This window comes from Cobetia sp. PDI-12MA, from assembly GCF_059507695.1.
In genome coordinates this window covers 3150649-3163422 of the sequence record NZ_CM183351.1, presented here as the reverse complement: position 1 = coordinate 3163422, position 12774 = coordinate 3150649, and the positions used below count along the sequence as shown (strand labels likewise).

7 protein-coding genes are annotated in these 12774 nt (G+C 63.7%); 5 read left to right on the top strand and 2 right to left on the bottom strand.

Translation table 11 applies throughout. The annotated features are described in order from the left end of the window. The first annotated feature begins 2 nt into the window (after positions 1 to 2). From AC5WNI_RS13480 to AC5WNI_RS13470, 3 genes are all read left to right on the top strand, one after another. Positions 3 to 3086 carry an efflux RND transporter permease subunit gene (locus AC5WNI_RS13480; RefSeq protein ID WP_175088416.1) on the top strand — a complete coding sequence of 1028 codons (3084 nt, stop codon included), beginning with the start codon at positions 3 to 5 and terminating at the stop codon, positions 3084 to 3086. 228 nt (positions 3087 to 3314) lie between these two features. Then, positions 3315 to 5942: a DUF1266 domain-containing protein gene (locus AC5WNI_RS13475; RefSeq protein ID WP_175088417.1), complete on the top strand. Its 2628-nt coding sequence runs from the start codon at positions 3315 to 3317 to the stop codon at positions 5940 to 5942. A gap of 310 nt (positions 5943 to 6252) precedes the next feature. Next, a complete protein-coding gene (locus AC5WNI_RS13470) occupies positions 6253 to 6852 on the top strand; it encodes an NlpC/P60 family protein (RefSeq protein WP_175088418.1) in 600 nt (199 codons plus the stop codon). Between the two features lie 133 nt (positions 6853 to 6985). Here the strand turns inward: AC5WNI_RS13470 and AC5WNI_RS13465 are convergent, their stop codons facing one another. Beyond that, on the bottom strand, positions 6986 to 7951 hold the full coding sequence (locus AC5WNI_RS13465; RefSeq protein ID WP_175088419.1) for a LysR family transcriptional regulator: 966 nt from the start codon (positions 7949 to 7951) through the stop codon (positions 6986 to 6988). A gap of 187 nt (positions 7952 to 8138) precedes the next feature. Between AC5WNI_RS13465 and AC5WNI_RS13460 the strand changes: the two genes are divergently transcribed. After that, positions 8139 to 9464, top strand: coding sequence for an MFS transporter (locus AC5WNI_RS13460; protein ID WP_175088420.1), 1326 nt, complete (start codon positions 8139 to 8141; stop codon positions 9462 to 9464). A gap of 85 nt (positions 9465 to 9549) precedes the next feature. Here the strand turns inward: AC5WNI_RS13460 and msrA are convergent, their stop codons facing one another. Beyond that, complete coding sequence (gene msrA, locus AC5WNI_RS13455) at positions 9550 to 10227, bottom strand: peptide-methionine (S)-S-oxide reductase MsrA (RefSeq protein WP_175088421.1); 678 nt, start codon at positions 10225 to 10227, stop codon at positions 9550 to 9552. A gap of 297 nt (positions 10228 to 10524) precedes the next feature. Between msrA and AC5WNI_RS13450 the strand changes: the two genes are divergently transcribed. After that, complete coding sequence (locus AC5WNI_RS13450; RefSeq protein ID WP_175088422.1) at positions 10525 to 12747, top strand: dihydrolipoyl dehydrogenase family protein; 2223 nt, start codon at positions 10525 to 10527, stop codon at positions 12745 to 12747. Positions 12748 to 12774: the final 27 nt, after the last annotated feature.

Here is a 12774-nt window from a genome sequence, read left to right as displayed (position 1 = left end):
CCATGGTCGATTACTTCCTGAGACACAAGGTCATCAGCTGGATGGTCGTGCTGCTGCTGTCGGTGGGTGGCGTGACCTCCTTCTTCGGCCTCGGCCAGCTGGAATTTCCCGAGTTCACCATCCGCAACGCGGTGGTGATTACCCAGTATCCGGGTGCGACGCCCAAGCAGGTGGAAGAGGAAGTCACGCTGCCGCTGGAGAAGGCGATCCAACAGATTCCCAATCTCAAGCGCGTCAGCTCGGTCAACAGCTCCGGTCTTTCCCAGATCACGCTGGAGCTCGAGAGCAGCGTGCGCGAAGGCGAGATGCAGCAGTACTGGGATCTGCTGCGCCGCAAGGTCAATGACGCCCAGTCGAGCCTGCCGCCCGGCAGTGGCTCCTCGATCGTCAATGACGACTTCGGCGATGTGTTCGGCCTGCTCTACAACCTGAGCGGCGAGGGCTATTCGGCGCATGACCTCGAGGACCAGGCCGACTTCCTGCAGCGCGAGCTGACGCTGGTGGAGGGGGTCAAGAAGGTCTCCATCGTCGGCGCGCGCAGCGAGCAGGTCATCGTCGCGCTGGATCGTGATCGCATGCAGGCGCTGAACATCTCGCCGGATCAGCTCGCCAACCTGCTCAATGCCCAGAACGTGGTCGGCGACGCCGGGCGTATCCGTCAGAACGGCCTGTCGCTGGAACTGCAGCCAAGTGGCGAGTTCCAGAGCGTGCAGGACCTGGAGCGTCTGGTGGTCGGGCGCCCCGGCAATGGTGGCCTGATTCGTCTCGGCGATATCGCCTCGGTCAGCCGCGAGTACACCGAATCGCCGTCACGCCTCTATCACACCGATGGCGAAACGGCGCTGTCGCTGGGTATCTCGTTTGCCTCTGGCGTCAATGTGGTCGAGGTCGGTGCGCTGGTCGACAAGCGTCTTGGCGAGCTTGAGTCGCGCATGCCGCTGGGCATGGAGCTGACCACGGTCTATCACCAGCCCCAGGTGGTGGATGAGGCGGTGTCCGGCTTCTTGATCAACCTGGCCGAGGCCGTCGGCATCGTGATTCTGGTGCTGCTGGTGTTCATGGGCGTCAAGAGTGGCGTGCTGATGGGGCTGGTGCTGTTGATCACCATTCTCGGCACCTTCGTCATGATGTCGATCCATGGCATCGAGCTGCAGAAGATCTCGCTGGGGGCCTTGATCATCGCGCTGGGCATGCTGGTGGATAACGCCATCGTGGTCACCGAGGGCATGTTGATCGGCCTCAAGCGTGGCAAGACCAAGCGTCAGGCCGCCTTCGAGGTCGTCAACCAGAACCGCATGCCGCTGCTGGGGGCCACGGTGATCGCGATCACCGCCTTCGCGCCCATCGGTCTGTCGCCGGATGCCACCGGCGAGTTCGTCGGGTCATTGTTCTGGGTGCTGTGCTACTCGTTGCTGTTGAGCTGGATCACCGCCCTGACGCTGACACCGTTCTTCTTCGACATGTTCTTTCGCGAAGCGCGGGAGACGGCGGGCAGTGGCACGGACGAGAATCAGGAGGAAGACCCCTATCGAGGCGTCATCTTCCGTGGCTTCCGCAGCTTGCTGAGCTGGGCGATCCGCCTGCGCTGGCTGACCCTGGGGGGCGCGGTGGCGTTGCTGGTGGCGGCCGTGATGAGCTTCGGGCAGGTCAAGAATGCCTTCTTCCCGGATGCCTCGACCCCGCTGTTCTTCGTCGATGTCTGGATGCCGGAGGGCACCGACGTGTTGGCGACGGAAGCGCGCATCGCGGACCTTGAGCAGCAGGTGCTCAAGATGGACAAGGTCAAGCATGTCACCAGCGTCACCGGTGGGGGCGCCCAGCGCTTCACGCTGACCTACTCGCCGGAAGACAGCTATGCCAGCTTCGGGCAGCTGATCGTCGAAACCCGAGACCGGGCCAGCCGCGAAGCGCGCATGGAGGAGGTGATACGCCTGGTGCGCGCCGAGTACCCTGAAGTGGAATACAAGGTGCAGGCGTTGCAGGTCGGGCCATCGGCCAAGGCGAGTCTCGAGGCGCGCCTGTACGGCGAAGACCCCGCAGTGCTGCGTCAGCTGGCGGGCAAGGTACGTCGCGTCTTCGAGGAGGAGCCGCTGGCCGACAGCATTCGTCTGTCATGGCGCAATCGCGTCAATCGAATCGAGCCCGAATTCCTGGATGATCAGGCGCGGCGTGTCGGCGTGACACGTGACTCGCTGCATCAGGCGCTGCTGATCAACAGCGACGGCGAGAGCGTCGGTGTCTATCGCGAAGGCTCCGAGCTGATCCCCATTCTGCTGCGCGGTGAGGAGCGTCAGCGCTTCGATCTCGACACCCTGGCGAGTCTCAACGTCTGGAGCGATGAGCAGGAGACCTACGTGCCGGCGGGCTCGGTGATGGGGCCGCTCAAGACAGAGCTGCGTGACCCTTTGATCAAGCGTCGTGATCGTCAGCGCATGCTGGCGGTCTACGCCGAGCCAATGCCGCTGTCCGGGGAAACGGCCGCCAGCGTGCTGGGGCGTATCCGTCCCAAGATCGAGGCCATCGAGCTGCCCGAGGGCTACCACCTGGAGTGGGGCGGCGAGTATGAAACCTCATCCGAAGCTCAGCAGGCGTTGTTCTCCTCGCTGCCGATGGGGCTGCTGGGCATGTTCGTGATCACGGTGCTGCTGTTCTCCAACCTGCGTCAGGCGCTGGCCATCTGGTCCATCGTGCCGCTGACGCTGATCGGTATCGTCAGTGGTCTGATCGTGTTCGGTGCGCCGTTCACCTTCATGGCGCTGCTCGGCACCTTGAGCCTGATCGGCATGGTGCTCAAGAACGCCATCGTGCTGGTGGAGGAGATCAACGTGCAGCTCGATGAGCAGGAGGATCGCTTCCAGGCGGTGGTGCAGGCGGCCGTCAGCCGTGTGCGGCCGGTGTCGATGGCGGCCATCACCACCATGCTGGGCATGATTCCGCTGTTCCCGGATGCCTTCTTCTCGAGCATGGCGGTGGTGATCGTGTTCGGGTTGGGCGTGGCGACCCTGCTGACGCTGGTGGTGCTGCCGGTGGCGTACTGCGCCTTCTTCCGTATCCCGACCAGCAACAAGTTTATGAAGACATCCTGATGTGATGAGAATGCGGTAATCTTGGTCTTCGCTGTCTGCGGCCACCCACACCATGACGCCCGATGACAGTGCCTTTGTCATCGGGCGTCATGGTGTGGTTCGTGCTCGCTATCCTGCGTGAGGGGCATCGCCGCAAGCCCCTTTCCGTTACACTATGCGCCGCCGGTTGCGAGTTGCCCGGTCGCAAGTGTTGCGTCAGTCGAATCCTATCGAGTCGTGAGGTGTGCCTTGGTCGAACCCCTGAGTGCCTGGTGGGGGCAACAGCTGGTGTTGTGCGGTTGGGGTTTCAGTGCCGCGCCGGAAACGGTGTGGACACCGGCCCAGGCGTGCGCGCGTCTGAAGGCCCAGGAAGTCCCGGATGCGGGGGAGCTGGGATGGCGTCTGCTGGAGGCCTTCCCCCATGACACCCCGGACCCGCTGCACCAGCTGGAGGCGTTGGAATTGCTGGCGCTGGCACTTACCGCCGGTTGGCTGTCAGAGGCGCGCACGCGTGCCTGGCTGATACGTCTGCTCACGGCGATCGGCGGGCGCTTCACCTCGCTGGATGACTGGCTCAAGGCCCTGGCCCATTCGCGCAGCGATGCGGGCTGGACGCGAGGCGATGATGGCTTCTTCGAGGCCAGTCTCGCGCTGTCCCAGTTGGAGCACGAAGACGCCGGCGTCACCTGGCCGCGTCTGCTGGAGGCGCTGGAGTCACAGCCTCCGGTGGCGGTTACTGAGCTCTGGCCTCAGGGTGAGCGCGACCGGGTCTGGATGGCGCGCGCCATCTTCTCGCCGTGGCTCGGTGGCCAGACATTGACCACCGATGACAGCGGCCCGCACGAAGACGGTGCCAGCGGTTTTGACGCCGCGGCGCACTGGCCGGACGTCACGCGCTGGCTGGCCGAGACCTGGGCGATCACCGGGCGTGATGAGCTGATTCGACTGTTGCTGTGGCTGGCCTCACAGGGGCATCGCTATGGCTGGGACATCGACAGCGCACGCCTGATGACGGCCAGCGACAGCGAGCGTGCCAAGTGGCTGGATGAGCTGGAAGCGGACGCGGCTCAGGAAGAGGCCGAACGCAAGTCGGAAGGGCGCAAGGGCGTCCCCGCGCATGCCTCCTCCAGCATCGACGTCGCCGATGGCGGGCTGGAAAAGCCCCCGTCACCCGCGGCCTATGGCGAGCTGTTGCTGCAGTATCTCGATCGTGGTGAGCCGCTGGAATTCGCCGCCTGGGACTGGCTGCGTCTGGTCGATCTCGCCTTCGCCGGGCTATGTGCCGGCTGGCTGAGTCGTGAGGAGGGCGAGGACTTCGCCGCCCACGGCATCGACCTGCTGGCGCGCCGCTATGCCGATTGGCAGGGCGTGGCTCGCGCCTATCAGCGCGGTCGCAGCCTGTTCGAGGGTGTCGATCTGACCCGCGACACCGAGAGTGACTGGCGTCCGCTGATGGCGTCGCCGCTGACGCCGCTGCGTTGCGAGCTGCATGCGCTGCTGCCTGCCTCCCAGCGTGAGCGCTGCCGAGCGGCGATTCGTGCGTGGCGCAATGACAGTCGCCACTGGGTGCTGGCCATCGCCAGTATCCGCGAGCCGGACCTGCTCTATCGTCAGGGTCTTGTCGCCGAGGTCGATACGGCGCGCCGCGAAGAGGCACGTCAATATCTCAACGAGACGCTGGCGCTGGACACCCGCGATGGTGTGCAGGGCATGGCGCGCTTCTGGCTGCCGGCGCAGGCGCATCATCTCAATCAGTTGGCCGCCGATGCCGCGCGTGGTGCCTTGCCCGATGCCCAGACGCCCTTCGGACGTGCCGATGCCGTCGAGCTGGAACGCCGTCAGCGGCTGGCCGTCTGTCATCGCTATCCTGCCAGTGTGGTGATGGCCGAGAAGTACGCCTTCTATCTGCTGATGGTGCAGGACAGCGGTGATTTCCCCGCCGATGAGCTGGCCCAGTGTGCCGAGCGTCTGCGCAGTGCCCTGTGCCGCTACTATCCGGACGCCACGCGCCTGCTGGAAGCCTGGGCGGTATGGGAATCCGCGGTGCCGGAACTCGAGGACCATCCGCTGGTCAACGAGATCCGCTGGCATCTCGATGACCCCGGCAGCCTGTTTCATTGGCTCGACTGGCGCGCCAGCGACTGGCAGGAGCCGGGGCTGCGCCCGAGTCTGGATCGCTTCACGGCGCTGGCGCTGAGCGGCCCGCTCAATACGCCGTGCTGGGGCGAGCCGATGGTGGAGTACGGGCGGGGCGTCGAGGAACTCAGCGGCTGGCTCGAAGGTCATTACGGCCTCGCCAACGCCGAGGCGCTCAAGGGCTTCCTCGACTTCCTGCGCGATGCCGGTGATCGGGACGAATACCAGATCAATTACGGCCCCTACACCCTCAATCGCGCTCGTCTCGATAATGAGATCGACGTGCTGGAAAGCGCCGAGCGCGGCGATGATGAGCAGGTGCATCTGGACCGTCTGCGACGCGTCAGGGACAACGAGGCGCGCTGCAACGAGCTGGATATGGCGGCGTGGGACATCGCCCAGATGGTGGACCTCGCGATTGCCGGGCGACAGCTGGGCTGGCTGGATGATGCGACCTTCACTGCCTATCTGGACAGCGCCTATGCGATGGCGCGTGACCACTACGGCAGCTGGAAGGAATATGCCCGTGGGCTGTTCGCCGGCTATGCCTTCTTCATGGGCAATACCGACCAGCGTGACAACTTCCTGCGCGGCTTCCGCGATGCGCTCATCCAGTGGTTGACGGTGGCGCCACCTCTGGCCGGTGCCTGGTCGAGTCTCGATTTCCCGGGCGCGCGCCCGGGGCATTGGCCGGCGTTGCATCTGGATGTGCTGAGCGGAGACGCTCGCACGTTGCACTGAGCGGGATTCAACCCAGGTCGGGTGAGCGGCAGGGGCACCTTCTCTGATGCTTTGGTCTAAAATCTGCGGTAATGGCATACGGTTTGCGGAGACATGAACTACTATCCTGCGAACGACTTGGGTTTGTCATCTGACTGTCGTCATCGTGTTGCAAGGTGTGCTGCTGCCTGATCCGGCCCACCTTGTCAGATGGTCACCGTGTTATCTCTGATCGATCAACGATCATCGTCATGCATCAATGGTTATCGCCGTCCGCAAGCGCTGCTCACCTTCACCCTTCCAGCGCCGGGCCCACGACGAGGAATGCTGGATGCGCCACGCGTTATTATGCTGTTTTCTGATCCTGCCACTGGGTGTGGCGGGCTGTGCCAGTCACTCAACACCGTCCAATGAAGTGGCCTACTACGATGTGGACCTGCCGGAACTGCCGAAGCTCAAGCGCTATCGCCAGTCCGCGCCCCAGCCGGTCGCCGAGTCGCAGGACTATGCCATGACTGGGCCGAGCATCCGCGATGTCCTGCTGGAAGAGCATGATCGCTGGGCCGGGACGCCCTACCGTCTGGGGGGAACCAACTCCCGCGGCATCGATTGCTCCGCCCTGATGCAGCATGTCTTCAGTGATGGCTTCGGCATTGATCTGCCGCGTACCACCAACGACCAGGTGAAGCGTGGCAAGCGTATCGACAAGTCGCAGCTCAAGCCGGGCGATCTGGTCTTCTTTCGTCCCTCTCGTCGTTACAACCATGTGGGGGTCTATGTCGGCAATGGCTACTTCCTGCATGCCTCCACCTCGCGTGGCGTGAAGCTGTCGCGGCTGGACAACGTCTACTGGTCCAGGCACTACTGGCAGTCGCGTCGCCCGATGCCCTACGAGGCCATGCAGATGAAGCTGGCCATGCGCAGCCAGTGAGCCGATCATGCCTGGCACTGAAAAAACCAGCGCTGAAACAGACAAGCCCTTGAAGAGACAAGCACCTCTTCGACATCACCCGGCCCTGGCCGGGTGATGTCGTTTCTGAGCCCTGGAACTTGTCAGCCACTGTTCAGGAAGGAGAGTCCAGCGCAGCGCTGTCAGCCTGACCATCAGCGTTCAGGGCGGGCCTCCCGGCCGCCGAGTGCTCAATGACGAAATCGACCAGCGCCTGCTCGGCACGCGACAGGCCGCGCTCGCGACGCCAGGCGAGTGACAGCTCAAGCCAGGCGGGCTCATCGAAGGAGACAGCGGTCAGGTTGTTCTCTTCACGGTCATCCTCGACCACACGCTTGAGGAAGGTGGTGATCCCGAAGCCACGCGCGACGATCGCCTTGTTGAGGGCGATCAGGTTCGATTCGAAGGCGATGCTCGGCGCGAGTCCATGCTGACTGGCCAGGCGCTCGATGAAGTCGCGATGGAAGTAGCCGCGCTTGAAGACCACCAGCTCCTCGGCGAAGAACTCCTCGACGCTGATCTGCGTGCGTGCGGCCAGCGGATGATCATTCGCCAGACAGACCACCATTTCCTCACTCAGGAAGTGGCGCCGGATCAGGCCATGGGTATCGGTGCCGAGTTGATCCTCGACGATGACGCCCAGATCCAGCTCGGCATTGTCGATCATCCGACGCAGGCTCAGGGTACCGCCCTCGATCACGCTGAGCTTGATGTCGGGGTAGCGTGCCTTGAACGCCATCAACAGGGGCGGGAAGTAGTAGGAGCCGAGCATCGAGGAGACGCCGATGCGCACCTCGCCCTTGACCAGCCCCTCGAGCTCGGCCATCGCCAGTGCCGCGCGCTGTGCCTGTTGCAGCAAGGGGCGGGCATGCTCGAGCAGCGTGTCGCCGGCCGGTGTCAGGCGCAGACCGCGTGAGCCTCTGACCAGCAGCTGCGTGCCCAGTCGGCTTTCGAGCCCGGCGATCGACTGGCTGACCGCTGACTGGGCCAGGCTGAGTGCCTGAGCGGCAGTGGTGAAGCTCTGGTGCTCGACGACACTGACGAAAATCTCGAGTGCACGCAGATCGAAGGGCAGTTTCATCACGGGGTCCTTTTGATCGCGAAGTTCCTTTCAGCGCGGCTCCCTTCTCGGCGCAGTTTGCGTCATCCCAGTGCCGCCATTGCCATCAGCTTTGCTGATGGGCAGCATCATGTCGAGATATTTTACTGATGCGGGCGCGCGGCGCAGACTGGCGCCATCCCCATGCTTGATTGAGTGCAGGTACCTGATGGCTTCATCGCTTTCCGCGTCTTCTTCCCCCGATTCCGCCTCCTCGTACTCCGCCGCACAGGCAGAGCTGCCCGAACCGCTCAAGGCGCGCGGGCGTGACTGGCGGCGCATGACCCAGGCGCTGTGTCTGGGTTCCTTCGTGGTCTTCATCAACCTCTATCTGGTGCAACCGCTGCTGCCGCTGCTGGCGACGGATCTGGGCCTGAGCTCGCTGCAGGCGAGTCTGTCCCTGTCGGTAAGCACCCTGACGCTGGCTCTCGCATTGCTGGTGTTCGGTCCGCTGTCCGATGCGCTGGGACGGCGGCGTATCCTGCTGTGGACCCTGGCCGGCGGGGTGGCCTGTTCAGGACTGGCCCTGTTCGCCGAGGGCTTCTGGTCGCTGCTGGCGGTGCGCGCGCTGCAGGGCTTTCTGCTCGGCGGCCTGCCGGCGGTGGCAGTGGCGTACATGAGTGACGAGATGGAGCAACCCGCCTTGATGGTGGCGGTGGGGCTCTATATCAGCGCCAATTCACTGGGCGGCATCTCCGGGCGGGTCGCGGGGGGCGTGATTGCGGAGCATTGGGGCTGGCAGGTCAGCTTTGCCGCTATCGGCGGTGTCAGCCTGCTGGTGCTGGGGGTGTTATGGCAGCTGCTGCCGCGCCAGAGACGCTTCGTCGCCCAGCCGCTCAAGCTGAGCAGCATGCTGGCAGGTCTGGGGCGTCATCTTCGCAACCCCCGTCTGTGGCCGGTGTTTTTGCTCGGCGGGCTGAATTTCTTCATCTTCGTCAATCTCTACAGCTACATGACATTCCGACTGAGTGAGGCGCCCTGGTCGCTCAGCAGTCAATGGCTGGGGCTGTTGTTCCTGACCTATCTGGCAGGCACCTTCGGCGCCTCCCAGTCTGGCCGGCTGGCACGGCGGCTGGTGTCGGGGGGCGCGCCTGAGGACGGCGAGGCCGCGCTGGCGATCGCTCAGCGACGCGGTCAGGCACTGACCATGATGCTGGGCACCGGCATCGTGGTGCTCGGCACGCTGCTGACGCTGAGCCATTCGCTGATCGGCATGCTGATCGGCCTGAGCCTGAATGCCTTCGGCTTCTTCCTCGCGCATGCCACCGCTTCGGCCTGGGTCGGACGCAATGCCGAAGGCGCGCGGGCCAGTGCCAGTGCGCTGTATCTGACTGCCTACTATCTGGGCGCGAGTCTCGGTGGCTTCTGGCTGGAGCCCTTCTGGCAGGCTGCCGGATGGCCCGGGGTGGTGGCCGCCAGCGTACTGGTGCTGGCGGTGACCTTCTCGCTGGCGACCCTGTGCTGGCGCCGGGCCGCCACGCAGTATCGAGACTGAGATCAGCCCAGACAGCAGAGCACGCAAACGACAACGGCTCGCCATCTGGCGAGCCGTTGTCGTTCAGAGGGCTTGGAGGGCGAGATCAGTGCGTGGGCGCGTCGTCGCCCCAGATCTCCTCCAGTTGATCATCGCGGCCACAGCCGGCGCGGTAGAAGCGATAGCGCACCGGGTTCTTCTTGTAGAAGTCCTGATGGTAGTCCTCGGCCGCATACCAGGGGCCTGCTGCCTCGATCTCGGTGGCGATGCCTTCGGGGAATCTGTCCTTCAGCGCCTCGCGACTGGCTTCTGCGGCGTCACGCTGGGCCTCATCGAGGGGGTAGATGCCGCTGCGGTACTGGGTGCCGGCATCACAGAACTGGCGGTCCACCGCGACCGGGTCGATGTTGTGCCAGAAGACATCCAGCAGGGTGTCGTAGCTGACCTTTTCCGGCTCGTAGACCACCTTGACCGCTTCGGTGTGCCCGGTGCGCCCCGAGGAGACCTGCTTGTAGGTCGGGTTGTCCTGTTCGCCGGCGGTATAGCCGGAGGTGGTCGAGATCACGCCATCAAGCTTGTCGAAGGGGCCCTCCATGCACCAGAAGCAGCCACCGGCGAAGATGGCGACTTCCTGGCCTTGAGCGACACCCTCGGCGACGCCCTTGGGCGCCGTTTCCGGGTCGAAGGCATTGGCGTGGCCGACAATCAGCAGACCGCCGAGCAGGCTTGCCAGTGGCGTGAGGCGTTTGAGCGCAGAGGAAGGGATTCGCGTGTATCGGGTCATGATGTCTCCGGGAAAGGCGTCGTTCCTTCGAAGTGAGAACATGGAAATCTCCATGTCCCGGTGGGCCGCGAGGTGGCTGGCCTTGCCATTCACTCACTGCCTGTATCAGGGTTCTACGCGAATCAACGTGGGATGGATGCGAACATGCAGAATGAAACGTTACCGTTGTCGTGATCAAGCCACTGCCATTCACTCCGCTACGCGAATCAGTGCATCCAGTCAGCGACATGCCTCGTAAGGACACGGTACCTCCCAATGACATGCCCATGACGGCAGGAATCGAAAAGGAAATCGCCAGTGAATAAACGCAAGTTACTGCTTCTAGGCGCCATCGTCGCTGCCATCGTGGTGTTCTTTGCCAGCGGGGCACAGGACTACTTCACCCTGCAGAGCCTCAAGGCCAGCCAGGCGGAATTCCAGGCGTTGTTCGCGGAATCGCCGTACAAGGTCGCGGGCACCTTCTTCGTCGTCTACGTGGCGATGGCCGCACTCTCGCTGCCCGGTGCAGCACTGCTGACGCTGCTGGGTGGCGCGCTGTTCGGCTTCGGCTGGGGGCTGTTGCTGATCTCCTTCGCCAGCACCATCGGTGCGACGCTTGCCTTCCTGATTTCCCGCACTCTGCTGCGCGAGAGCATCGAGAAGCGCTTCCGCCGTCAGCTCGAGTCACTCAACCGGGGGGTCGAGCGTGAGGGCGGCTTCTACCTGTTCACCCTGCGCCTGGTGCCGGTCTTCCCGTTCTTCATCGTCAACCTGGTGATGGGCCTGACGCGCATGCGCGTGGTCACCTTCTACGTGGCAAGCCAGCTGGGCATGCTGGCGGGCACCGCCATCTACGTAAATGCCGGGCGTGAGCTGGGCCAGCTGGAGTCGCTGTCCGGTATCCTCTCGCCGGGGCTGATCGTCTCCTTCATCGCACTGGGCGTCTTCCCGCTGATCGCCAAGAAGATCGTCGGTGTTCTGCGCAAGCGCAAGCAGCAGGCGGCCTTCGACAAGCCGAAGACCTTCGACTACGACATGGTCGTGATCGGTGCCGGTTCGGCGGGTCTGGTGACCAGCTATATCGCCTCCGCCGTCAATGCGCGTGTCGCGCTGATCGAGCGTCACAAGATGGGCGGTGACTGCCTCAATACCGGCTGTGTGCCCTCCAAGGCGCTGATTCGTGCCGGGCGTGCGGCTCATGAGATTCGTCAGTCCCAGCGCTTCGGGATCACCGCCAATGAGCCGGAGATCGACTTCGCCAAGGTGATGGGCCATGTGCAGGACGTGGTCGAGAGTGTCGAACCGCATGACAGCATCGAGCGCTACGAGAGCCTGGGCGTGGAAGTCCATACCGGCAATGCCAGACTCAAGACGCCCTGGGAAGTGGAAGTCGATGGGCGTGTGCTGACCACCCGCAATGTGGTGATCGCCACCGGTGCTCGTCCGCGTGTGCCTGCGATCCCCGGGATCGAGCTGATCACGCCGCTGACCTCTGACAACCTTTGGGATCTCAGGGTGCAGCCCAAGCGCCTGGTCGTGCTGGGTTCCGGTCCGATCGGCATGGAGCTGGGTCAGAGCTTCGCGCGCCTGGGCAGTCACGTCACCATCATCGAGGGTGCGCCACGCGTGATGCCGCGTGAAGATGAGGAGGTCAGTACGCTGATGCACGAGCAGCTGGCTGGTGAGGGCGTCGATCTGCGCATCAATTCCACCGCCACGCGCATCGAGGTGCTCAAGGACAAGGACAGTCAGCCAATGCGCCATCTGGTCGTGAGCTCTCCCGACGGCGAGGAGAGCTGGATCGAGTTCGACGAGCTGCTGGTGGCCATCGGGCGCGAAGCCAACGTCGAAGGCTTCGGTCTGGAAGAGCTGGGCATCGCGGTTTCCGAGCGCGGTACCATCGATGTCTCCGAGTCGCTGCAGACTCTGCAGCCGAACATCTGGGCATGCGGCGATGTGGCCGGCCCCTACCAGTTCACCCATGCGGCGGGTCATCAGGCGTGGCACGCGGCAGTCAACGCCTTGTTCGGTGGTCTGAAGACCTTCAAGGTCGACTACCGTATCATGCCGATGGTCACCTACACGGAGCCGGAAGTGGCACGTGTTGGCCTCAATGAGACCGAAGCCAAGGCCCAGGGCTATGAGTACGAGGTCACCCATTACGAGATGGGCGAGAGCGATCGTGCGCTGGCCGAGCGGGCCACCGAAGGCTTCGTCAAGGTGCTCACCGAGAAGGGGCGTGATCGCATCCTGGGTGTGACGCTGGTCGGTGCCTATGCAGGGGAGTGGTTGGCAGAATTCACCATGGCCATGAAACATGGCATCGGTCTCAACAAGATACTCTCCACCATCCATCCGTACCCGACACTGTCGGAAGCCAACAAGGCCGCGGCGGGCATGTGGAAGAATGCCCACAAGCCGGAAGGCGTGCTCAAGGTGCTCGATCGTTACTTCACCTGGCGCCGCAACGGCCGCTTCGAACCGACCAAGACGCTCAAGGCGACGGACACCGCGAGTGCTCCGGCTGCTGAAAAACACTAATCGATGACTGATGCCGCGCACCCGCAT

What these genes read in the sequence shown, in the direction of transcription:
- msrA (WP_175088421.1), bottom strand. Translation starts at nt 10,227, where the DNA reads ATGACCCGATACACGCGAATCCCTTCCTCTGCGCTCAAACGCCTCACG.
- AC5WNI_RS13460 (WP_175088420.1), top strand. Translation starts at nt 8,139, where the DNA reads ATGGCTTCATCGCTTTCCGCGTCTTCTTCCCCCGATTCCGCCTCCTCG.
- AC5WNI_RS13480 (WP_175088416.1), top strand. Translation starts at nt 3, where the DNA reads ATGGTCGATTACTTCCTGAGACACAAGGTCATCAGCTGGATGGTCGTG.
- AC5WNI_RS13465 (WP_175088419.1), bottom strand. Translation starts at nt 7,951, where the DNA reads ATGAAACTGCCCTTCGATCTGCGTGCACTCGAGATTTTCGTCAGTGTC.
- AC5WNI_RS13470 (WP_175088418.1), top strand. Translation starts at nt 6,253, where the DNA reads ATGCGCCACGCGTTATTATGCTGTTTTCTGATCCTGCCACTGGGTGTG.